20 protein-coding genes and 3 tRNA genes are annotated in these 20,880 nt (G+C 72.1%); 9 read left to right on the top strand and 14 right to left on the bottom strand.

Annotated features, from left to right (window positions below):
* Window positions 1-70: 70 nt before the first annotated feature.
* The gene (locus AC3CHW_RS25445; RefSeq protein WP_488468030.1) at window positions 71-874 is read right to left on the bottom strand and encodes an alpha/beta hydrolase fold domain-containing protein; all 804 of its coding nucleotides are present in this window, start codon (window positions 872-874) and stop codon (window positions 71-73) included.
* Window positions 875-1,203: 329 nt separating this feature from the next.
* Between AC3CHW_RS25445 and AC3CHW_RS25440 the strand changes: the two genes are divergently transcribed.
* From AC3CHW_RS25440 to AC3CHW_RS25430, 3 genes are all read left to right on the top strand, one after another.
* A complete protein-coding gene (locus AC3CHW_RS25440) occupies window positions 1,204-1,938 on the top strand; it encodes a D-Ala-D-Ala carboxypeptidase family metallohydrolase (RefSeq protein WP_488468029.1) in 735 nt (244 codons plus the stop codon).
* Window positions 1,939-2,130: 192 nt separating this feature from the next.
* Complete coding sequence (locus AC3CHW_RS25435) at window positions 2,131-3,600, top strand: MFS transporter (RefSeq protein WP_488468028.1); 1,470 nt, start codon at window positions 2,131-2,133, stop codon at window positions 3,598-3,600.
* The gene (locus AC3CHW_RS25430) at window positions 3,600-4,049 is read left to right on the top strand and encodes a MarR family winged helix-turn-helix transcriptional regulator (RefSeq protein ID WP_488468027.1); all 450 of its coding nucleotides are present in this window, start codon (window positions 3,600-3,602) and stop codon (window positions 4,047-4,049) included. The genes AC3CHW_RS25435 and AC3CHW_RS25430 overlap by 1 nt, the downstream gene beginning before the upstream one ends.
* A 19-nt stretch (window positions 4,050-4,068) precedes the next feature.
* Here the strand turns inward: AC3CHW_RS25430 and AC3CHW_RS25425 are convergent, their stop codons facing one another.
* The 5 genes from AC3CHW_RS25425 to AC3CHW_RS25405 form a co-directional block, all read right to left on the bottom strand.
* Window positions 4,069-4,836 (bottom strand): YqjF family protein, encoded by a 768-nt coding sequence (locus AC3CHW_RS25425; RefSeq protein WP_488468026.1) that lies wholly within the window; start codon window positions 4,834-4,836, stop codon window positions 4,069-4,071.
* A 202-nt stretch (window positions 4,837-5,038) separates the two neighbouring features.
* The gene (locus AC3CHW_RS25420; protein WP_398607140.1) at window positions 5,039-5,368 is read right to left on the bottom strand and encodes a hypothetical protein; all 330 of its coding nucleotides are present in this window, start codon (window positions 5,366-5,368) and stop codon (window positions 5,039-5,041) included.
* Window positions 5,369-5,405: 37 nt separating this feature from the next.
* Window positions 5,406-6,329 carry a hypothetical protein gene (locus tag AC3CHW_RS25415; protein ID WP_488468025.1) on the bottom strand — a complete coding sequence of 308 codons (924 nt, stop codon included), beginning with the start codon at window positions 6,327-6,329 and terminating at the stop codon, window positions 5,406-5,408.
* A 58-nt stretch (window positions 6,330-6,387) separates the two neighbouring features.
* Window positions 6,388-7,953, bottom strand: a complete 1,566-nt coding sequence (locus AC3CHW_RS25410) for an alpha/beta hydrolase (RefSeq protein WP_488468024.1) — start codon at window positions 7,951-7,953, stop codon at window positions 6,388-6,390.
* Between the two features lie 600 nt (window positions 7,954-8,553).
* Complete coding sequence (locus AC3CHW_RS25405) at window positions 8,554-8,829, bottom strand: hypothetical protein (protein WP_488468023.1); 276 nt, start codon at window positions 8,827-8,829, stop codon at window positions 8,554-8,556.
* On the opposite strand from AC3CHW_RS25405, the gene AC3CHW_RS25400 reads away from it, so the two are divergent.
* Together AC3CHW_RS25400 and AC3CHW_RS25395 are read left to right on the top strand one after the other, a co-directional pair.
* On the top strand, window positions 8,807-9,370 hold the full coding sequence (locus tag AC3CHW_RS25400; protein WP_488468022.1) for a hypothetical protein: 564 nt from the start codon (window positions 8,807-8,809) through the stop codon (window positions 9,368-9,370). The genes AC3CHW_RS25405 and AC3CHW_RS25400 overlap by 23 nt on opposite strands.
* A 96-nt stretch (window positions 9,371-9,466) precedes the next feature.
* Window positions 9,467-9,979 carry a hypothetical protein gene (locus AC3CHW_RS25395; protein ID WP_488468021.1) on the top strand — a complete coding sequence of 171 codons (513 nt, stop codon included), beginning with the start codon at window positions 9,467-9,469 and terminating at the stop codon, window positions 9,977-9,979.
* 105 nt (window positions 9,980-10,084) lie between these two features.
* Here AC3CHW_RS25395 and AC3CHW_RS25390 read toward each other — a convergent pair whose 3' ends face one another.
* Complete coding sequence (locus AC3CHW_RS25390; protein ID WP_488468020.1) at window positions 10,085-11,767, bottom strand: SWIM zinc finger family protein; 1,683 nt, start codon at window positions 11,765-11,767, stop codon at window positions 10,085-10,087.
* Window positions 11,768-11,985: 218 nt separating this feature from the next.
* On the opposite strand from AC3CHW_RS25390, the gene AC3CHW_RS25385 reads away from it, so the two are divergent.
* A complete protein-coding gene (locus AC3CHW_RS25385; protein WP_488468019.1) occupies window positions 11,986-12,249 on the top strand; it encodes a type II toxin-antitoxin system Phd/YefM family antitoxin in 264 nt (87 codons plus the stop codon).
* The gene (locus tag AC3CHW_RS25380; RefSeq protein WP_488468018.1) at window positions 12,246-12,500 is read left to right on the top strand and encodes a Txe/YoeB family addiction module toxin; all 255 of its coding nucleotides are present in this window, start codon (window positions 12,246-12,248) and stop codon (window positions 12,498-12,500) included. The genes AC3CHW_RS25385 and AC3CHW_RS25380 overlap by 4 nt, the downstream gene beginning before the upstream one ends.
* A 267-nt stretch (window positions 12,501-12,767) precedes the next feature.
* On the opposite strand, the gene AC3CHW_RS25375 is transcribed toward AC3CHW_RS25380, so the two are convergent.
* The 3 genes from AC3CHW_RS25375 to AC3CHW_RS25365 all read right to left on the bottom strand — a co-directional run bounded on the left by AC3CHW_RS25375 (window position 12,768) and on the right by AC3CHW_RS25365 (window position 13,189).
* Window positions 12,768-12,841 (bottom strand) — tRNA-Ile (locus tag AC3CHW_RS25375).
* Window positions 12,842-13,038: 197 nt separating this feature from the next.
* Window positions 13,039-13,111, bottom strand: a tRNA-Asn gene (locus tag AC3CHW_RS25370).
* A 5-nt stretch (window positions 13,112-13,116) separates the two neighbouring features.
* Window positions 13,117-13,189 (bottom strand) — tRNA-Asn (locus AC3CHW_RS25365).
* Window positions 13,190-13,425: 236 nt separating this feature from the next.
* On the opposite strand from AC3CHW_RS25365, the gene AC3CHW_RS25360 reads away from it, so the two are divergent.
* Together AC3CHW_RS25360 and AC3CHW_RS25355 are read left to right on the top strand one after the other, a co-directional pair.
* Window positions 13,426-13,725: a YtxH domain-containing protein gene (locus AC3CHW_RS25360; protein WP_187061509.1), complete on the top strand. Its 300-nt coding sequence runs from the start codon at window positions 13,426-13,428 to the stop codon at window positions 13,723-13,725.
* A 297-nt stretch (window positions 13,726-14,022) separates the two neighbouring features.
* Window positions 14,023-15,465 carry an FGGY family carbohydrate kinase gene (locus AC3CHW_RS25355; RefSeq protein WP_459248506.1) on the top strand — a complete coding sequence of 481 codons (1,443 nt, stop codon included), beginning with the start codon at window positions 14,023-14,025 and terminating at the stop codon, window positions 15,463-15,465.
* 41 nt (window positions 15,466-15,506) lie between these two features.
* On the opposite strand, the gene AC3CHW_RS25350 is transcribed toward AC3CHW_RS25355, so the two are convergent.
* The 4 genes from AC3CHW_RS25350 to AC3CHW_RS25335 all read right to left on the bottom strand — a co-directional run bounded on the left by AC3CHW_RS25350 (window position 15,507) and on the right by AC3CHW_RS25335 (window position 20,703).
* Window positions 15,507-16,778 (bottom strand): RNA polymerase sigma factor, encoded by a 1,272-nt coding sequence (locus AC3CHW_RS25350; RefSeq protein ID WP_488468017.1) that lies wholly within the window; start codon window positions 16,776-16,778, stop codon window positions 15,507-15,509.
* A gap of 80 nt (window positions 16,779-16,858) precedes the next feature.
* Window positions 16,859-18,814, bottom strand: coding sequence for a DNA primase (dnaG, locus tag AC3CHW_RS25345; protein WP_488468016.1), 1,956 nt, complete (start codon window positions 18,812-18,814; stop codon window positions 16,859-16,861).
* A 74-nt stretch (window positions 18,815-18,888) separates the two neighbouring features.
* The gene (locus tag AC3CHW_RS25340) at window positions 18,889-19,371 is read right to left on the bottom strand and encodes a GNAT family N-acetyltransferase (RefSeq protein ID WP_488468015.1); all 483 of its coding nucleotides are present in this window, start codon (window positions 19,369-19,371) and stop codon (window positions 18,889-18,891) included.
* A gap of 42 nt (window positions 19,372-19,413) precedes the next feature.
* Complete coding sequence (locus tag AC3CHW_RS25335) at window positions 19,414-20,703, bottom strand: NAD(P)/FAD-dependent oxidoreductase (RefSeq protein ID WP_488468014.1); 1,290 nt, start codon at window positions 20,701-20,703, stop codon at window positions 19,414-19,416.
* Window positions 20,704-20,880 lie beyond the last annotated feature (177 nt).

Genomic DNA, 20,880 nt, shown 5'->3' with positions numbered 1-20,880 from the left:
CGTATGTTGACGGAGCGGATGCTCGCCACCTACGCGGGCCAGCCCGGCACACGCCGACGCGGCGCCGCGTTCACCGCCCGGCCGGGCCCTCCCCACCCGAGCCACCCGCACCCGAACCGCCCTCGGCCGAGCCGCCCTCCGCCAGCGCGAGGCCGGCCGCGTGCGCGATGACCTCGGCCGTGGCCCGCCCGCCGGCCACCGCGTGCCCGGCCCGGGCCGGGACGCACCGCCCGCGCTCCGCGTCGAACTCGGCCATGACCACGCCCGCGTGATCGGTCGCCAACTCCGTCTGCCGCACGGGCCAGCCGCGCCCCCGCAAGGCGGCGGCGAACTCACGGGTGTGCTCGGCCGGCACGATGCCGTCCGCCGTCCCGTGCACCAGCCGCACGGGCAGCGGCCCGGCCGACGTGGTGGCCGACTCCGCCAAGGGGCTGGCGCCGGTGGTGCGGGCGGGCCGGCCGTAGTGGCCCGCGATGCCGACGACGGCGGTCGGCCGCCACCCGTCGCGCGTCGCGGGCCGCAGCGCGAGGCCCGCCGCCGCCCCGGCCCCGGCCGACCAGCCGGCGAGCACGCACCGGTCGGCGTCACCCCCGTGCGCGCCGGCGTGCTCCCGTACGAAGCGCAGCGACTCAAGGAGGTGCGCGCGCCCGCCGTCGGCGGCGTCGGAGCGCCAGTCCGGTACGTAGACGAGCAGTCCGCGCCGCGCGACCTCACGCGCCAACGGCCGCAGGACGTCCCGCTCTTCGGGCCCGATCCCGTGCCACAGCAGGGCGACGGGCGCCGCCGCCCGGGCCCCGTCGGGGTAGTGGACGTCCATGGCCAGGGCGGCGGCCCCGTAGGTGGTGGTGTGTGCCGTGGGCGGCTTGGCGGTCACGTCCTGGCGCTCCTGATCCGTCGGTGGTGGCGGACCTTCGATCCTGCCCGCACCACCGGCCGCCCCGACGACCGCCCTCGCGCCACCGACCCGACCCGCCGGAGCGCCACGCCCCCTGCGCCGCGCCCTGCGCCACCCCGCGCGACGCCCCTTGCCGTCGCGCGACAGCGAGGCGAACTTTCGGCGGCCCGCGTACGGGCGGTTGACGCGCGTAGCGTGCCGGCCACAGGCTAGATCCCGGCCGCCAACGAGACGTTGGCGTGGGCTACTTCAGTCGGGGACCGCCGGTTCCCGTTCGCGATGTGACGGTTGACGGTCGGGAGGCCGGGATGCTCAGACGCACCACACGCTTGCTTGTCTCATTTGTCATGGTCATGGCAGGTGCCGTGATTGGCGTCGGCACGACGTCGGGCACGGCGCAGGCCGCCTCGTGCTACACCTGGAACCGCACCCTCTCCCAGGGCTCGTCGGGCAGCGACGTGACCCAGTTGCAGATCCGCGTGGCCGGCTGGGTGACCTCGGGCGAACGCCTCTCGTACGACGGCAACTACGGCGCGCGGACCGCCGCCGCCGTGAAGAAGTTCCAGGCCGCGTACGGGCTCAGCGCGGACGGCGTGGCGGGCCCGAAGACCTTCAGCAAGATCTACTCGCTCCAGGACGCGGACTGCACGCCGATCCACTTCACGTACGCCGAGCTGAACAAGTGCAACTCCACCTGGTCCGGCGGCGCGGTCTCGGCGACCACCGCCAAGGCGAACGCGCTGAAGACCATGTGGAAGCTGGAGGCGATGCGGCACGCGCTCGGCGACGTGCCGATCCAGGTCTCCAGCGGCTTCCGCTCCCACGCCTGCAACGACGCGGTCGGCGGCGCGTCCAGCAGCCGCCACCTGTACGGCGACGCCGCCGACCTCGTCGGCTCGCCGACCCTGTGCCGCCTCGCGCAGCAGTCCCGGACGCACGGCTTCTCGGAGATCCTCGGCCCGGGCTACACCGGCCACAACGACCACACCCACGTGGCCTTCGACCCCTCACCGCTCTGGTCCGCCCCCAAGTGCGGCATCTGAACCGCTCCACCCGCCCGCCCCGTCGGCGACCCGCCCCGAGCGGCGAGCCGGCGGGGCGGGCTCGTCGCTTCCCGACCCCCTTCCGGGCCGTGGCCGGCACCACCCGCCAGCACCCGGGACGGCCAGGCTCCGCTGGACTTTTAGTTGTGTGGACGCAATAGTTGTAGACACACAACGAATCGAGGACGTCCCGTGGCCCAGCTCGCTCCGCGCCGGCGCTGGTTGGTGCTGGCCATCTGCTGCCTGAGCCTGTTGATCGTCAGCCTCGACGTCACCGCCCTCAACGTCGCGCTGCCGTCCATCCAGCGCGACCTGGGCAGCTCGGTCTCCGGCCTGCAGTGGACGGTCGACGGCTACACCCTCGTGCTGGCCAGCCTGTTGATGTTCTCCGGGTCGCTCGCCGACCGGGTGGGGCGACGGCGCGTCTTCCAGGCCGGGCTGGCCGTCTTCACCACGGCCTCGCTGCTGTGCAGCCTCGCGCCGGGCCTGGGTTGGCTGATCGCGGCGCGGGTGTTGCAGGCGGTCGGCGGGTCGATGCTCAACCCTGTCGCCATGTCGATCATCAGCAACGTCTTCACCGACTCCCGCGAGCGCGCCCGCGCGATCGGCGTGTGGAGCGGCGTCGTCGGCATCAGCATGGCGGCCGGGCCGATCATGGGCGGCGCGCTCGTGGAGGCGGCCGGCTGGCGCGCCATCTTCTGGATCAACGTCCCCATCGGCCTGGCCGCGCTCGCGCTGACCCGGCGCTACGTACCGGAGTCCCGCGCCGCGCGCCCCCGCCGCGTCGACCCGATCGGCCAGCTCCTGGTCATCGTCCTCCTCGCGACGGTGACGTACGCGATCATCGAGTCGCCGGCCCGGGGCGGGGACTCGCCGCTCGTGGTCGCCTGCGCGCTCACCGCCCTCGGCTCGCTCCTGGGGCTCCTCTGGTACGAACCCCGGCGCGCCGATCCCCTGGTTGACCTGCGACTGTTCCGCTCCGTGCCGTTCTCGGGGGCCACCGTCACCGCCGTCGCCGCGTTCTTCTCGCTGGGCGGCTTCCTGTTCATCAGCTCCCTCTACCTCCAGCACGTACGCGGCTACGACCCGCTGCACGCCGGCCTGTTCATGCTGCCCATGGCCGTGATGGCGCTGGTCAGCGCGCCGCTGTCGGGGCGGATCGTCGGGTCGCGCGGGCCCCGCGCGCCGCTGCTGGTGGCCGGGGCCGCGCTGGGCGCGAGCGCGACCCTCCAGGCGCTGACCTACTCCGCGCACCTCTCGGTGGCCGTGTTGTTCGCCGCCTACGCGCTGTTCGGCGTCGGCTTCGGGATGGTCAACGCCCCGATCACCAACACCGCCGTGGCCTCGCTGCCGCGCTCGCGGGCCGGGGTGGCCGCCGCGATGGCCTCCACCAGCCGCCAGCTCGGCCAGGCGCTCGGGGTGGCGGTCATCGGCGCGCTGCTGGCGACCGGCGCTCACCTGGACCCGGCGGCGACCGGCCCGCACCCGGACCCGACGGCCTTCATCGACGCGAGCCGGACGGCCTGGTGGCTGATCGCCGCGTGCGGCGGCGGAATCCTGCTGGTGGGTACGCTCACCTCTGGCCGCTGGGCGCAGTCCACGGCCCGGCGCACCGCGCGGCGGCTGGCCGCCGAGGAGACCCAAACGACGGTGAAGGTCTGATGGAACGCCCACGCGAGACGGACCAACCGGTGGACGACGCCGCCACTCAGGCCGCCACCCGGGCCTGGCAGGGGCTGCACACCCTCCTGTTGGAGCGCCACAACCGTCGTAAGGAGGTCGCCGACGCGCTCGGCATGAGCTTCAGCCGCATCCGCGCCCTGCGCCGCATCGCCCCGGGCCCGCTCACGCTGCGGGACCTGGCGCAGCGGATGAGCACCGACCCGCCGTACACCACCGTCATCGTCGACGACCTGGTACGACGCGGCTTCGCCGAACGCGTCACGCACCCCGTCGACCGGCGCTCCAAGCTGGTCCGCCTCACCGAGGAGGGCAAGGCCGCCGCCCACCGCGCCACCACGATCCTCGCCACCCCGCCCGACGACCTGCTCGCCCTGCCCCGCGAGGACATCGAGGCGCTCGACCGCGTGGTGACCAGGCTCCTGGGCTGACCCGCCGGCGACGGCCCGGCTACGGCGTGGGAATGCCCGCCGGCGCGCGCGGCGGGCGCCCGAAGCGGACCGGAACGCCCGGCGAGTACAGCACGCTCACCGGCCGCGCCACCGGCGCCGGCAGGCCCGCGGCGGCGATCAGGTTCTCGTCGCAGCGCAGGAGTTCGGCACGGTGCAGGGGCCAGCGGGGGTGGGTGTTCGGGAGGTACATCGAGCGCCCGAAGAACGTGTTGTGCATGCCCCAGCGGGCGGTCAGGAAGTGTTCCAGCTCGGTGGGCTCCTCGACCGGCCCGGCGATCCGGATCGCGATCCTGCTGTACGCGCCCCGCGGCCCGGGCCAGCGCCGCCGGCTCGTGTACGTGACGGTGTCCCCGGCCCGGCGCACGCTCATCCTCGACCAGAGGTAGGGGAGCCGGAACGCGGCCCGGGCGACGGCGACGGGGATCAGTCGGGACGCGTCCAACGAACGGAAGACCACCCCGCGCCGGCCGTGGGCGTCCACCGAGTACAGGCGGACGTTCGTCTCCGGGAAGGTCCCGAGGTAGGGAACGCCGGGAAGACGGAACCAGCCCACCCGGTGCATCCGGAAGGCGACCAGCCCGACGTACGTGCGCCCGTCCAGCGTGTCCGGACGGGTGCCGACGGGCAGCAGCGGCGCGACGACGGACGGGTCGGCGGCCCAGTGCAGGAAGGCCAGGTCCAGCCAGGACTGCGTGAGCAGCGGGTAGTCCGCCTCGTGCGGCGGGTCGGCCGTTATCGGCTCGGGAACCCTCTCCAGCGACACCATCACCGCAGTATCCCAGGACACCGCCCGGCTCCCACCGGCCGGCACGGCTACCGTCCGCGGGCCTGTGGGGCAACCGCGTGGCCCCTTCGCCAGCTACGGGGACGGGGCCGGGGCCCCGCGCGCCGGTGCGGTCGGCTGTTCGGTCACTGGCGCCGATCACCGGTCCCGGTCGCCGGTCTCGGTCTCCGGTCCCGGTCGCTGGTCACCGGTCCAGGTCCGCGCGCATCGACCTGGCCTCCGCCGGGGTGACCTTCTCGGGCAGCGCCTGAATCCGGTTCTCGATCGCCGGCAGAAGCCGGTCCAGGTGGCGCCGCATCGCCTTCCGTCGGCCCGAGGCGTCGTCGTGCCACCGGTCGGCGGTTTTGCCCACCCAGGACTTGTCGGAGTTCGGGCCGCCCTTGCCGACGTCTCGTACCGGCCGTTCGAGGACCCTGGAGAGACCGTCGAGCTCCCGCCGCACCTCGTTCCTGAGGTCCTTCAGGCGCTGGCGGTAGGGGTTGTCCACCGTGGCCTTCGCCGCGTCATCGCTCATGCCGACCTCCCCGCCGCGTCGCTCGCGTCCCGGCCGCTCACGCCTCCGCCGCCGAGTCCCGCCACATCACGCTGACGTCGACGGTCGCGTCGCCGTGGCGTCGTACGATCCCCAGTCCCGCGTCCCGCCTACCCAGGTAGCGGCCTTCCAGGTGGTCCGCGTCGGCGAGGGCCCGCTCCGCCTCCCGGCGGTCCTCCTCGTTCTCGTAGCGCTCCGGGTCGAAGCCCGTGACCTGCCAGGTCTCCGCGTCGAGTTGGCCGCGCAACGCCTCCACGGCGCGGTCGGCGGTGGCGGGGTCGGCGCAGGTGTAGCGCCACTGGTGTACGGCCATGCAGGCGCCGCTTTCGAGGACGACGATCTCGGGGGGCTCCCCGGACGCGTAACCGCCCGAGAAGTGGTCGAGCACCTGGCTGGAGACCTCGCCGACGCGGGCGATCAGCCGCTCGCGCGACCGGAGCTCGGCCGCCGTCCGCGGCGGCGGGTCGCCGAGTTCCTCCCGTACGGGGCCCGGCGGCGCGGCGCCCCGCTCACCCTCGACCGACTCGCCCTCGGTGGCCTCCGCGGCCTCCCGGAAACAGGTGGAGGTGACCACCATGCTCAGGTATCCGCCAGTGGAGGAGGCCACCTCCATGAAGAACCCGTCCGGGTTGCTGCGCAGGTTCGCGGCCAGGATGTCGCGCTCCGGGCGCGGCGCGGCGTCCACCGTGTGGCCGCTGTCCCGCCACGCCTCGAAGACCTTCCGCACCATTTCCCGGCTCCGGTCCAACGGCACCCCGGTCACGTCGACGACCGTGGTGAGCTTCACCCGCTCGTCGGAACCGCCGCCCGGTTCGTCGTCACAGCGATACGTCTTGGCCTTGACCACCTCCAGGCCGGGTTCGACCCCCTCGGAGCCTTCCATGGCCCGGACGGCGTCTCCGAGGAGCCGGTCGGTGATCTCCTGCACCTGTCGCTTGTCCATGTCTCGACGGGCCTCCTTCTCTCCGGGGTCGCTGTGCTCGGAACACCCGGTGGCGACGCTAAGGGCTAGGAGCGGGAGTAGGACCAGGAGTCTCGCTCGGGCTGGGGCTCGGACTGGGATTCGGTTTCGGCCGCGGGCTCGGGTCCGGCTCAGCGCCCGGCGGCGTGGGGCTCGGATTGGGGCTGGGGCTCGGCGTGGGCCCGTCCGGCTCCTCATAGATCGGTTCCCTGCCCAGGCTGATCTCCGTGATGTTGCGGAGCGATGTCGATCCCTCGTCCCAGTAGATGCTGTGAGCCGAGATGGGGTGCCATTTGCTGCCCTCTTCCACGTCGAATCGGCCTCCGCCGAATGCCGGCGAGGTGGGATCGGGGCCAAACGGCTTCTCGCCCCACTTGAACGGATTCGGGCTGGGCAGCCACGTGATCTTGTCGTACCTGGCCTTACCGGCCCAGACCCGATCCGGGTCCACGTTCAGGTCCTTGGCGTGATCGACACCCACGCCGGGGCTGCCGACGAAGATGACGTTGTCGACCGGGGTGTCCTTGTCGTGGGACAGGTATTTTCCGGCTACCAGCGACCCGTAACTGTGGCCCAGGACGGTGCTGTTCGACGGCTTTCCCTGATGCGTCGCCTCCAAACCGTTGAAAAAGCCGTCGAGCGCGGGGATCGCCTCCTTGGCGCGGTCCTGCTGGGCGACGGGAACCGTCAGGTCGGAGGTCTGGGGCGCGTTGTAGTCGAACCACATGATGGACGAGGCCGACTGGGGCCGGCCCAGCCGCGCCGCGTTCCCCTGCATACGCTCGGCCCGGTCGAGATCCTTGCCGATGCTCTCGAGTTTGGTGTTCGTCCCCGGCACGTACGTGGAAACGTTGTCGGCTGTGTCAGGGTTACCGAAGGCGACGATGGCATGCCCCGTCTTCTCGTCGTCGAAGCCGAGCAGAAAGGTCGGCGGCACACCGTTCTTTCCGCCTTCCGACAATCGCTCCTGGAGCGTTTTCATTCCCTTGAGCTGACTCTTCAGTTGCTTGCGCCGGGCCAACTCGTCGCGTCGGAAGGTCAGGTCGAGTGGCCCCGTCCGGCCGAGCTTCTTGTCGAGTTTGTCGTACTCGGCCTGTGCGTCCTTGATCTTCTGGCGCAGTACCGTCCGGTTGGCCCTGTCGCGGACGACCGACGGAATGCCGTCAAGGGCCCCGATGCGCTCCGGAGACTGCGCGGCGAACTTCTTCTGTAATCGGGGCGGAAGCGTGTCCCACCAGTCGGCATTCGCCTGTGGGTCCTCGCTGTCCTCGGGTATGCGGTCCGCTTGGGGGTGTCCTTTGCCGACCTCGGCCTCGTTGATGTTGACGCGGTGCCCCTTCAGGCCCGCGTCCGGCCCCTTGTCGATGGCACGCGCGAGTTGCAGGCGGCGACGCATCGGACCGAGTTCCTTCTCGGCCCAGGACGCGATGCCGAGCAGGGCCGTGAGGGCTTCGGTATCGATCCCGTAGCGGCGGAACTCGGCCTTGTAGTGCTGCGATCGAAGCCTCAGCTTGTCGGCGTCGCCGGCTAACGCGCCGACCGTCTCGACAAACCGCTCGGGGTCTATTCCTGAGAAATCACCGGATCCCTCGCGACGCTCGGCCATCCGTCCCCCTACAGCACGTGACGCGCGGCGTTATCACTGCGGCGCGCGACGCTACTCGCGAGCCCGAGGGTTCGACCAGAGCTGTTTCAGCCACCGTGCGCGGCACGACCGTTGACGCCACCGCCATGGGCTGGTGCCAACACACCACCCAGCCAGCGATTCGCCCTTCACCACGACGTCGAAGACGAACCGCGTCACCCATCGCGCTCGGCGCCCGTGGCGGATCCGTGGGCGAGTTCGCGCCCGCCGGCGGCTGGGACGCGGCGATCGCCGCCCTGCCCGACTCCGCCCCGATCCTCACGGCCTCCCCGCACGCCGTCACCGCCGGCACCGCACTCGGCAACCGGCCCGCCTACTACTTCCTCGGCATCGGTTGCGCGGGCGGCCGATCCGCCCGGCGGTCCCCAACCGGCCCGCCCCGCCCCGCCCCGCCCCGCCCCCGAAGCATTCGACGGGCCGCCGCCGACACCAGTACCCCCGTACGCGCCGGTCCCCACCCAGCCCGAACAAGGCGCGGACCACGCGAATCCGTCATGTATGAGAAACACGCCGAAGAGAAACGGCTTTTCGTCGGCGTTCCCCTGGTAGGGGGCTGCCTCTCTAGATCGTTCCGTTCATCGGATTCACCACTTCATTGATGACGTCGCGCCAGTTGGCTAGCTTGTACGGGTCATGCCGGCCCAGCGCCTGGCGAGACGATTCACCTAGGGGGAAGCACATGCTGCGCACGAAGTTCACGGCCATCGCGGCAGCGGCGGTGATGACCATCAGCGTCGCCGGAACCGCTTCGGCGGCCAGCGACACGGACTCTTCGCCGATCTCTCCACCGGCCTCTCCGTCGACCTCTCCTTCGGTGGCGGCGGACCCGGCGTACAAGATTCTCAAGCACCTCAAGTACAAGGGTCCCGGCCATGCCTCGCTGCGCGTTGGTTACTACAACAGCGCCAAGGACAAGGGATTCGGCTGGAACAAGCTGAAGAAGAAGCACAACATCACCAAGTACGGCGCGGTCGAATACGTCGCGCAGTCACCCAACCGCGACCACATCGGCGGGCAGTCGTACCGGGAGATCGCGTACGCGGGCAAGTACAAGTGCCGTAACGGCGTCTGCAAGCTCGTCAAGCAGTACAAGGTGCAACTCACCGTCAACGAGAAGAAACTGCGCGACGGCCAGGACAAGGGCGTCATCACCATGTACTGCACGGGCGTGGTCAAGTGCCCGAAGTGGGTGTCCACCACGCTGGCCAAGCTCAACCGCAGGTCAGCGGCGAGCACCGACGAGCAGTACCAGCGCTCCTACCGGCCGCTCGCGCCCAGCACGCGGACGCTGACGGCCACCGCGGTGCCGGCCGAGAAAGCCGCAGCCGCTCACAAGCCGTCGCTGAACACGCCCATGACCAGCGGCGCCGCGGAGTAATCTCCCCGCGACCGCTCGTCAATGTGCCGGCCTCAACTCCGACCGGTGGGGTTGAGGCCGGCACCCGGGACCGTTCATTCGCCCAGGAGCCGCATCGTGCACACCAGCACCCCGTTTCTGGCGCGCGCCGCCGAAGCGGCCATGAACATGGGTGCCGACGGATACCGCCTGCTCCATCTCGACATCCCGACCCGCAGGCTCACCTTCACGGATACCGGCACCGTTCCCGAGCCCGGCGTCTTCCCGCACGGAAGCCCGCAACAGGTCGCCGACCGCGCCTGGCGCGCACACCACGACTGGCAGCCCGCCCCGGAATCCCCTCCTTATCTCCAGATGGCGTGGCTACTCGACGACGTGAGCACCTGGCTTGCGGACCTTTCCGAAATCCAGGTCACCGTGGACGGCCTCGCCGCCCCCGAACCGGATTGGTGCGACGTCCTCATCCGAGACGGCGACACCCGCCTCCAGGCCCGCGTTCAACTCGCGGACCGGAGCGAACCCCTGGACTTTCCGGGGATGTATCTGCGCGACCTTTTCGCCGAGGGCCGGGCCTCCCGCTACATCGCGGACGGCTCCCCGAAAGTGGTCGACCTGAGAGCGGTGCTGTGAGAGCCGCATCGTTCTCCCGCCGGGAGGCGACATCACTTTTCACGGGCGGGGTCGGCCCCCACCCCTGCCATCCCCCTCTCGCCACACGGCATCTGCCGGAGTCCTTTACAGCCCGTGCCGATCAAGGATGGTCATCAGCTTCCGCCTGCGTTTGAGTTCCCACCGCAGGTCGGTGAGATAGACAGTGAACGCGTCCTCGGTCCCCAGCGCGCGATGGCAGTTACGGGCAGCCTGAAGCAGCCGCGCCAGCTGGTCGTACGCGCGGTCACCCGTCGGCCCCTTCGACTGCTCGATGAGCCGCAGGTACACACCGAGCGCGTCGGCCGGGCGCGTCTGGCTCGACAGATCGGCGAGCTGTGCCCACTGCCGGTCGTCGGCGTGGTCGACGGCCTCCCGCCAGGCTGCGTCCAGATCGCCGTCGTCGAGCAACGCGTCGATCAGCACCGGCCCGCCATCCCGGCCGCCGCGCTCACGACGGGCGTCCTCCGCCAAGATGACCAGTGCCGCCGCACGCTCGGCCTCCCAGCGGCCCGCCGCTCCGGCGGCGGCGCGCAGCTGTTGGTAGGCGGCCAGGGACCGTTCGAGACGCAACCGGTCCCGTCGCACCGCGACCGCGTCGGCCGCCCGTCCCGTCCGCGCGTACCGCTCGCACACGTAGTCGACCAGACGACCGTCGACGTACGTCTCGGCTGCGCGGTCGCGCAGTCCGCGCTCCGCCCAGACGAGCGCCTCGGCCGCGCGACCCGCCGTTTCCAGTTCCTCGGCGATACGGAGATGAGTGGCACCGGACGGGTCGAGATCCCGCGCGTACAGAGCGACCAGCGCGTCAACGTCGCCCTCCGCCTTGACCAGCCGCTCCATCAGATACCGTTCCGCCCAGCCGGACGGCTCTCGCCTGAGTGCCTCGGCCGCCAACTGCCGCATGCGGGCCAGTCCGCTCGGCCCCAGCGAGTCGGCGTAGTCGAGCGGGTCGAGATCCGTCACGTCGTTGCTGTCGTTCAGCACCATGCCGACCAGCCACTCGGCCAGTCGAGCCGGATCAGGGCACTCGACCCCGCATGCCTCCAGATGGGCCCCGGTCACCGCGGCGGCGGCCTGCCCCACCACGCCGTCGGAGTCATCGATGTCCCCGTACGCCTCCACCAGTACCCGGATCGCCTCCTCGGCCAGGCCGACCGCCTGCGCCGCCTGCCCGTCGGCGGTCAAAGCACGCAGGGTACTCGCCGCCTCGGCGACCTGCCGCGCGTACCGGGAGGCATCCGCGTACTCGATGTACCCGTACCGAGTGAACGGCCGCGGATCGGTCAGGGCGACGATCCGGTCCCGGACCATACCGAGGTCGTGACGTGCGGCGGCTGCCCGCAGCTCCAAACGCCTTCGCAGTTCCCGGTCCTCGGCGATCTGCTCCCGCACCAGCGCGAGGAGATCATCACGCGACAGCGCCGAAAGCCACGCCTCCACGCCGGAAGCCCGCGCTCGCGCAGCGGCTCGCTGCCGGGGGAGCGTCTTCTCCCGCCGCAGCACGGTAAGCCCGACCGCCACACAGTGCTTGCAGAAGTTGCCCTCCTGCCCGTACGGGCAGTCACACCACCCCGAGACCCCCTGATCGGGACCGAAAGCGAGTTCCACCTCGTAGACATCGGTACCGCGCACCTCGGCGGCGACCGAGCCGTCCCCGACCTCCAGCCCGCTCACCGCGTCCAGGTACTCCAGCCCCCGCTCGAAGGACCGAGCCCCACTCAGCGCTCTCAGATCGTCCTCGCCGAACCCCGCCACTTTCGGTGTCACACCCGTATTCAACCGCGGGATTCAATCGCGGGCGGCGGGCCGGGGGGCCCGAAAAACAGCCGCCCCCATGAGAGGCCGCCCCATGAGGGCCCACGAGCGACGCTCCCCGCGCCCCGTCCCGAGCCGACGCACGTCGGGCTCAACCAGGGCAGGGCCGCCTTGTGACGCCGTCTCGACGCGTACTTATCTCGTGCGAGTCGAGAAGAGAGGCGGCGAGCATGTCCATCACCGCCAGCGAGGCGCGCCGGAACCTGCTTCCGCTGATCGGGCAGGTCAACGAGGACCACGCTCCGGTCCACATCACGTCCCGCAAGGGGAATGCCGTCCTCATGTCCGAAGAGGACTTCAGTGCGTGGACCGAGACGGTGCACCTGCTGCGCTCCCCCAAGAACGCTCGACGCCTGCTGAACTCCATCGCCGAGGCGGAGGCCGGCAGGGCCCGGCATCACGAGCTGATCGACCCCGACGCGGAGCACGCGTGAGGATCTCCTTCACGACCCACGCCTGGGAGGACTACACCTACTGGGCCGAGAACGACCGGAAGACGGTCAAGCGCATCAACAAGCTGATCGACGACACTGTGCCCGATCCCTTCAAGGGCATCGGGAAACCGGAGCCCATGGCGGGTGATCTGTCGGGCTACGGGTCCCGAAGAATCGACGACACGCACCGACTCGTGTACAAGCCGACCGACAACGAGTTGCTCATCGTCCAGGCTCGATGCCACTACTGACGCTGCCCGGAGAACCGTCACCGGCCCCGGACGCATGCCACCGCAGCGACGCCGCCAGGCGCCGAGGCTCACTCGAAGCCCCCGAGCCGTGGCACCGCACAGGCGGTACGGCCAGTTTCGGCCACGACTCCCATGTCGCCCGGCCGTGCCCTCTACGCGTCCCCTAGATCCTGGTCTCCACGTACGGACGGGGTCGCCACCCGGAAGCGGCGACCCGCACGCTCGCGTTCCCGCAGCTCAGAACGATCCTTCACGGGAAACGCCGAGTGGGGCGGGTGGGACTCGAACCCACGACCGACGGATTATGAGTCCGCTGCTCTAACCGGCTGAGCTACCGCCCCGTAACGGCGCGTCGCGCACAACTGTGCGCGTCGTCTGCCGCAGCATAGCCGCTCATACGATCTGCTGCCCCTGAGGGTCCGCATCGCGCAATGATGAGGACCGTGGGGCACCGGTGAGCGGTTCCCGGGGCGGAGGAATCCGTGCCGGGGGCCTGAAACGGGCATGAAAAAAGCCCCTTACGGGGCTCTTTCTTCAGCTCCCCCGACTGGACTCGAACCAGTAACCCTCCGGTTAACAGCCGAATGCTCTGCCAATTGAGCTACAGGGGACCGAGCTCCCCCGACTGGACTCGAACCAGTAACCTGCCGGTTAACAGCCGGCTGCTCTGCCAATTGAGCTACAGGGGATTGCTCCGTGTGCCTCGATTGCGCTTCCCTCCGGCTTCCCGGGGGGCGCGCGCTCGCTGCGACACATACATTAGCGCAAGCAGGGGGGTGCTTCGCCAATCGGTTCCCCCTGGATGATCAGGGAGTGATCGGAGGGTGATCACCAGCCCTGGCGGGTAGGCGGGCAGCACAACCCAGCGGGGCTGTTGTGTTCCGCTCGCTCAAGGGGCAGCGGAGAAGCCAGGAAAGGTGGAGTGATGCGCTACCGGCTGACGTTCATCACCGGAGTCGCCGTCGGCTACGTGCTCGGCGCACGGGCCGGGCGCGAACGGTACGAGCAGTTGCGCAAGAAGGCGCAGCGGGTCTCCCAGAACCCGGCAGTCCGCAATACGGCCGAGGCCGCCGCGCACAGCGGGCGCGAGGCGGCCGGTAAGGCGTTCGACGTCGTGAGCGCGAGGTTCGGCGACCGGCTCCCCGACTCGGTGTCGGCCCGCGTCCAGTCCCTGCGCGAGCAGCGCAACGGCGCGGGGGACGACTGGGGCACGAGCAACACCTAGGGCAGCCGCTTGTCGGCGACGGGCGGGCCCGGGGCGGATCCCCCGGGCCCGCCCGTCGTGCTCGCTCCCGGCCCTCGCCGACCGCCCTCTTCGGCCGCCCTCGCGTCCTCCCTCACCCGGCGCCCCCGCCGGCCACTCTCACGGGCCCCCCCGGCCGGCATGCGTCCGGCCCGTGGCCGGCCCGCGCCCGGCGGTCGGCGATCCGGGCAGGTCAGGGCGGCGCGTGGGGCGGCGCCGGGGGGCGTGGGGTCGACCGTGGCGCGGTGGGTGGCGGGCGATGAGGCATTATCGGGGCCCATGGGGATAGTCGCCGGGTTGGACAGTTCGTCGGAGAGCACGCGCGTCGTCGTCTGCGACACGGACACGGGCGCCGTGCTCAAGCAGGGTTACGCGCCACACCCCGCCACCGGGGTCGATGTGGACCCGCAGGCGTGGTTGCTCTCGTTGGGGGAGGCCGCGGACGGCGGGCTGCTGGAGGGGGTGCAGGCCATCGGCGTCTCCGCCCAGCAGAACGGGTTGCTGGTCCTGGACGCGGGCGGGGTGCTCGTACGGCCCGCGATGTTGGGCAACGACAAGCGTGCGCAGACCGCCGCCGCCGACCTGGTGGACGCGCTGGGCGGGCGGCCGGCCTGGGCCGAGGCGGTCGGTTCCGTGCCGCACGCCGGGCAGGCGGTGGCGAAGCTGCGCTGGCTGGCGCGCGCCGAGCCGGAGGCGGCGCGGCGGGCGGCCGAGGTGCTCCAGCCGCACGACTGGCTGGTGTGGCAGCTCCTCGGGCGGCCCGGGCGGCGCACGACCGACCGCGGTGCCGCGTCCGGCACCGGCTACTGGTCGGCCGCGTCGGGCCAGTACCGGCCGGACCTCGCCGAGCTGGCGCTCGGCCATCCCGTCCGGCTGCCGGAGGTCATCGCCCCCGCCGAGCCCGCCGGGCACACGCCCGAGGGGCTGCTGATCTCGGCCGGCACCGGCGAGACCATGGCCGCCGCCTTCGGGCTCGGGGTCTCCCTGGGCGACGCGGTGGTCTCGCTCGGCGCCTCGGGCTCGGTGTTCGCCGTGCACCACGAGGCCCTCGCCGATCCGACCGGCACCATCACCTCGTACGCGGACGCCACCGGCATGCACCTGCCCGTGGTGCACACGCTCAACGCGGTCCGGGCGCTGCGCGGCACCGCCGAGCTGCTGGGTACGGACCTGGAGGGGCTGTCCGAGCTGGCGGTGAAGTCCACGCCCGGCTCGCACGGCCTGGTGTTGCTGCCGTACCTGGAGGGTGAGCGCACCCCGCACCTGCCGCACGCGGCGGGCACGCTGTCGGGGCTGCGCCGGGAGAGCATGAAGCCCGAGCACCTGGCCCGGGCGTCGTTCGAGGGCATGCTGTGCGGGCTCGCGGACGCGTTGGACGTGTTGCGCGGGCGGGGCGTCGAGGTGCGGCGGGTGTTCCTGTTGGGGCCCGCGGCCGGGTTGCCGGCGGTGCAGGCCATCGCGCCGTCGCTGCTGGGCGCGCAGATCGTGGTGCCCGAGCCGGCGGACTACGCGGCCATCGGCGCGGCCCGGCAGGCCGCGTGGGCGCTCGGCGTCGCGCACGGCACCCTGGCGCCGCACACGCCGCCGCACTGGCCGGCCGCGGCGAGCCAGGTCTTTGAGCCGGGCGACGAGCTGACAGTGGGCCAGTCGGTGCGGCAGCAGTTCGGCACGGTCCGCGACCAGGTCCACCCGGAGGCGTTCGGCTGGAACCCCAACGCCTGAGGCGGGCGCCGGCCCGCTGGTGAGGTGTCGGCGGGGCGGCGTCAGTCCAGGTAGCCGCGGAGTTGGTCGGCGAAGGCGTGGTCGCGGAGCTTGCCCAGGGTCTTGGACTCGATCTGGCGGATGCGCTCGCGGGTGACGCCGAAGATGCGGCCGATCTCCTCCAGGGTGCGCGGGCGGCCGTCGGTGAGGCCGTAGCGCAGTTGGACGACCTTGCGTTCGCGTTCGCCGAGGGTGGACAGGACCGCCTCCAGGTGCTCGCGCAGCAGCAGGAAGGCGGCGGACTCCACCGGCGAGGTGGCGTCCCCGTCCTCGATGAGGTCGCCGAGCGCCACGTCGTCCTCCTCGCCGACGGGCGTGTGCAGCGAGATGGGTTCCTGGGCCAGCCGCCGTACCTCGCTGACGCGCTCCTCCGGCACCCCGAGGTGCTCGGCGACCTCGGCCGCGGTGGGCTCCTGGCCGCGCTCCTGGAGCATCCGGCGCTGCACCCGTACCACCCGGTTGATCAGTTCGACGACGTGCACCGGCACCCGGATGGTGCGGGCCTGGTCGGCGAGGGCGCGGGACATGGCCTGGCGAATCCACCAGGTCGCGTACGTGGAGAACTTGTAGCCGCGGGCGTAGTCGAACTTCTCCACCGCGCGGATCAGCCCGAGGTTGCCCTCCTGGACGAGGTCGAGCATGGTCAGGCCGCGCCCCACGTACCGCTTGGCCACCGAGACCACCAGTCGTAGGTTCGCCTCGATCAGGCGGCGCTTGGCCATGCGGCCGAGCACCACCAACCGGTCGAGGTCCAGGGCGAGTTGGGAGTCCAGGTCGACGGCGCCGGCCAGCTTCTCCTCGGCGAACAGGCCGGCCTCCACGCGGCGGGCCAGCTCCACCTCCTCGGCCGCCGACAGCAGCGGGATGCGGCCGATCTCGCGCAGGTACTGTCGGAAGAGGTCGGACGAGGGGCCGGTGGCGTCCAGCCGCGGCGCGGGCACGGCGACGGCGGGCTCCGGCTCCTCCCGCGCGGCGGGCTGGGCGGCATCCACCGCGGCGGGCTCGGGTGGGGCGGGCTCTGAGGCGGCGGGCTCGGTCGTGTCCTCCGGGTGGCGGGGCGGCAGGCTCCGCGGCGGCACGACGCTCGCCGCGGCGGTGCGGGTCCGGGTCTGCACGCGGGCGACCTCCAGGGTGATCGCCGCCGGATCGGGGGCGGCGTTCGGCAGCGGGGCGGCCGCGGGCTGACCGCCACCCGTCCCGTACGTCGTGAGTGGACGCGCGGGGGAACGTGTGCCCGTCCGGCCACCACCGCCGCGCTCCGAAAGCTCAGGCACCGGCTCCAGTGTGGGGCACGACACACTTCCGCCACGAGGGGCGTGCGGGCACTTTCTGCGTCCGGTGCGTGACCGGACGGCTACAGCGCGGCGGCGCCGCGCTCGCGCAGCGACTGCCCGTACTGCTGGAGGACCCACAGCTCGTTCTGCACGGCGGCCAGGTGGGCCGGGTCCGCCTGCTGGCCCAGGCGCTGGAGGGTGCCGCGGATCTCGGTGATCCGCTGGTTGACGGCGGCCAGCCGGACGGCGACGAGTTGCATGCCCGCGTACACCTCGTCGGCGTCGCGGCGGGTGTGCAGCGGCTCCACGGTCAGCTCGGTGACCAGCGCGCGCACCGTGTCGTCGGGCGCGGCCTCGCGCACCCGCGCCACGTAGTCCGCGTCGGCCATGGAGACCCCGCCGGCCTGCTCGATGACCTCGCGGACCACCGCGTACGGCGGGGCGGTGAACTCGTCGGCGCCGTACGCGTCGAAGGCCGGGGCCACCAGTTCGGGGCGCTGGAGGGCGAGCTTGAGCAGCTCGCGCTCGACGCGGTGGGCGGGGCTGCGCAGGTTGAGCGCGGGGCCGCGCAGCCCGGGCGGCGCGGCGCTCTGCTGCCCCGCCGGCCCGTGCGGCTCGCCGCGCCCCGCCGGGCCGCCCGGGCCGCCGTCGCGGCCGTACGAGCCGTTGCCACGGGCGCCGGGGGGACCGCCGCGCTGGCCGCGCTCGCGGTTCCAGCGGGCGAGTTGGGAGACGCGGCGGACCACGAACTGGGTGTCCAGGATGCCCAGCATGCCGGCCAGCGTCACCGCGTACTCGTGCTGGATGGAGCTGTTCTTGATGTTGGCGACGATGGGCGCCGCGGCTTCGAGCGCCGCGGCGCGGCCCTCGGCGGTGTTGAGGTTGTGCCGGCCGACGACGTGCTGGATGGCGAAGGCGAACAGCGGGGTGCGGCTGTCCACCAGGCCGGCCACCGCCGCGTCGCCCTGCGCGAGCCGCAGCTCGCAGGGGTCCATGCCGCCCGGGGTGATGGCGATCGAGGTCTCGGCCGCGAACTTCTGGTCGTCCTCGAAGGCGCGCAGCGCCGCCTTCTGGCCGGCGGCGTCGCCGTCGAAGGTGAAGACGACCTCGGAGCCCGAGTTGTCCATCAGCAGCCGGCGCAGGATCTTGATGTGCTCGCCGGCGAAGGCGGTGCCGCAGGTGGCGATGGCGGTGGTGACACCGGCCAGGTGGCAGGCCATGACGTCGGTGTAGCCCTCGACGACGACCGCCCGGTTGGTCTTGGCGATCTCCTTCTTGGCCAGGTCGATGCCGTAGAGCACCTGGGACTTGCGGTAGAGCGGGGTCTCGGGCGTGTTCAGGTACTTCGGGCCGTTGTCGTCGTCGCGCAGCTTGCGGGCGCCGAAGCCGATGACCTCGCCGGTGATGTCGCGGATGGGCCACATCAGGCGGCCCCGGAAGCGGTCGATGGGCCCGCGGCGGCCCTCCTGGGCCAGTCCGGACAGGAGGAGTTCCTTGTCGCTGAAGCCCCGGCCGCGCAGGTAGCGGATCAGGTGGTCCCAGCCGGCGGGGCTGTAGCCGACGCCGAAGTGCTCGGCGGCGGCCTGGTCGAAGCCGCGCTGGGCGAGGAAGGCGCGGCCGATCTCGGCCTCGGGGCTGGCGAGCTGTTCGACGTAGAACTGCGCGGCCACCTTGTGCGCCTCGACCAGGCGGGTGCGCTCGCCCTGCTGGCGGCCGGGCGTGTACCCGCCCTGCTCGTAGCGGAGCGTGATGCCGGCGACGCCGGCGAGGCGCTCGATGGTCTCGGCGAAGGAGAGGTGGTCGATCTTCATGACGAAGTCGACCGTGTCGCCGCCCTCTTGGCAGCCGAAGCAGTAGAAGAGGCCCTTGCTGGGGCTGACCTGGAAGGACGGGGACTTCTCGTCGTGGAAGGGGCACAGGCCCTTGAGGTTGCCGCCGCCCCCGTTGCGCAACTGGAGGTACTCGGACACGACGGCGTCGATCGGGACCGCGTCCCGGACCGCCTTCACGTCGTCGTCATTGATCCGTCCTGCCACGCGTGAATTCTACGGGTGGCCCCCGACACTCCCGTCCGCTAGGGCCGCCGGGGCCGCCGGGACCGCCGGCACGGTCACGGGGACTCGATCACGAAGATCAGGTGCGGGCCGATGGTGGGGACGTCGAACTCCTCCCCCACGGCCGTGAAGCCGTGGCGCTCGTAGAAGCCACGGGCCGAGGTGCGCCCGTTGCACCAGGTCCAGCGGGCACCGCGAGCGGCGGCCTCGGCCAGCCCGGCGCGCAGCACGGCCAGCCCGTAGCCCTGACCACGGGCGGCGGGGGCGCTGGCCATGCCGCGGAACCGGTAGGCGCTCTCGGCGCGGCCCCGGGGCCCGGCCAGGTCAGCCGCGACCGGCGGCAGCGGGTCGGGGAAGAACGTCGCGCAGGCCAGCGGGCGCGCCGTGGCGTCGGCGTCCGGGTAGGCGGCGAGGTGGAAGACGCCGGGCGCGTCGTCCTCGGGGAAGACGGCGCTCGCGCGGGGCTGCCCGGGGCGGAGGATCGACCAGCGCAGGTCGAGGATCTCCGCCACCGGGACCACGGACGTGACGATCGGCATACGGCCACGCTACGGGAGCGGACCCGGGCGGCTGGCCGCGCCCTACGGCAGCAGCGAGGCCAGCGGGACCGAGGGGTCGGCCAGGGCCTCCGGGTCGAGCGGCGCGCCGGAGCGGATGAGGGCCTGGATCGGTTCGGTGACGTCCCACACGTTGACGTTCATCCCGGCCAGCAGCCGCCCCTGGGCGTCCAGCCAGAAGCCGATGAACTCGCGCTTGCCGACATCGCCCCGGCACACCACCTGCGCGTAGCTGCCGGGCGGCGCGTAGCCCGAGTACTCCAGGCCCACGTCGTACTGGTCGGAGAAGAAGTACGGCACCCGGTCGTACGTCACACCCTGGCCGAGCATGGCGCGGGCGGCGACCGGGCCGCCGTTGAGCGCGTTGGCCCAGTGCTCGACGCGCAGCCGCTCGCCCGCGGGCAGCCCGGCGGAGAGCTGGGGCAGCGGGAAGGCGGCGGCGTCGCCGGCGGCGAAGATGTCCGGGTCGCTGGTGCGCAGGCCGGCGTCGACGGCGATGCCACCGCGGGCCGGGCCGGTGCGCGGGGCGATCTCCAGCCCCGCGGCCTCCGCGAGCGCGGTGCGGGGCGCGGCGCCGATCGCGGCGAGCACGGCGTGCGCGGGGTGCTCCTCGCCGTCGTCGGTCCGCGCGGCCAGCACCATGCCGTCCTGGCCGGTGATCTCGGTGAGCCGGGCGCCGAAGTGGAAGCGGACGCCGTGCGAGCCGTGCAGGTCGGTGAAGAGCGCGCCGAGTTCGGGCCCGACGACGGTGTGCAGTGGCCCTTGCTCGGGCTCCACGATGGTCACCTCGGCGCCGTAGCCACGGGCGGCGGCGGCGACTTCGAGGCCGATCCAGCCGGCGCCGGCGATGACCAGGTGCCCGTTGTCGCGCCCGAGCGACGCCAGCACGCCGCGCAGCCGCTCGGCGTGGGCGAGGCGGCGCAGGTGGTGCACGCCGGCCAGGTCGGTGCCGGGGATCTCCAGGCGGCGCGGTTCGGCGCCGGTGGCCAGCAGCAGCCGGTCGTAGTGGATGCGGGTGCCGTCGCCCAGGCGTACGGACCTGGCCTCCCGGTCGAGGTGCACGGCGGGCTGGCCGAGGTGGAGTTCGATGTCGGCCTGCGCGTACCAACCCGGCTCGTGGACGAAGACGCTGTCGCGCTCCTGGCTGCCGCTGAGGAACCCCTTGGACAGTGGCGGGCGTTCGTAGGGGTGGTCGCGTTCGTCACAGATGAGGATCACCCGGCCGGTGAAGCCCTCGGCCCGGAGCGTCTCGGCGGCCTTCGCCCCCGCAAGCCCTCCTCCGACGATGACGAACGTTCGATGTGCGTCGACCACTTGTCGCCTCCTCGCTCGCGCGCGGTACGCCTGCGCCCGGGGTGCCCCGGTTCGCCTGTGCGGGTGTATGCCCGTGCGTACACCCAGCATGAACGTCTGGTGTACACCCCGGCCGTCCCACCACAGGGAGGAGGGTCCCGCACCGAGCGGCCCGCGGGAAGGGGCACTACGCCGGAC

The sequence above is a fragment of the Streptomyces sp. MGP-BFMKR1 genome (genome assembly GCF_057766585.1).
This window is presented reverse-complemented; position numbering and strand designations above follow the sequence as displayed.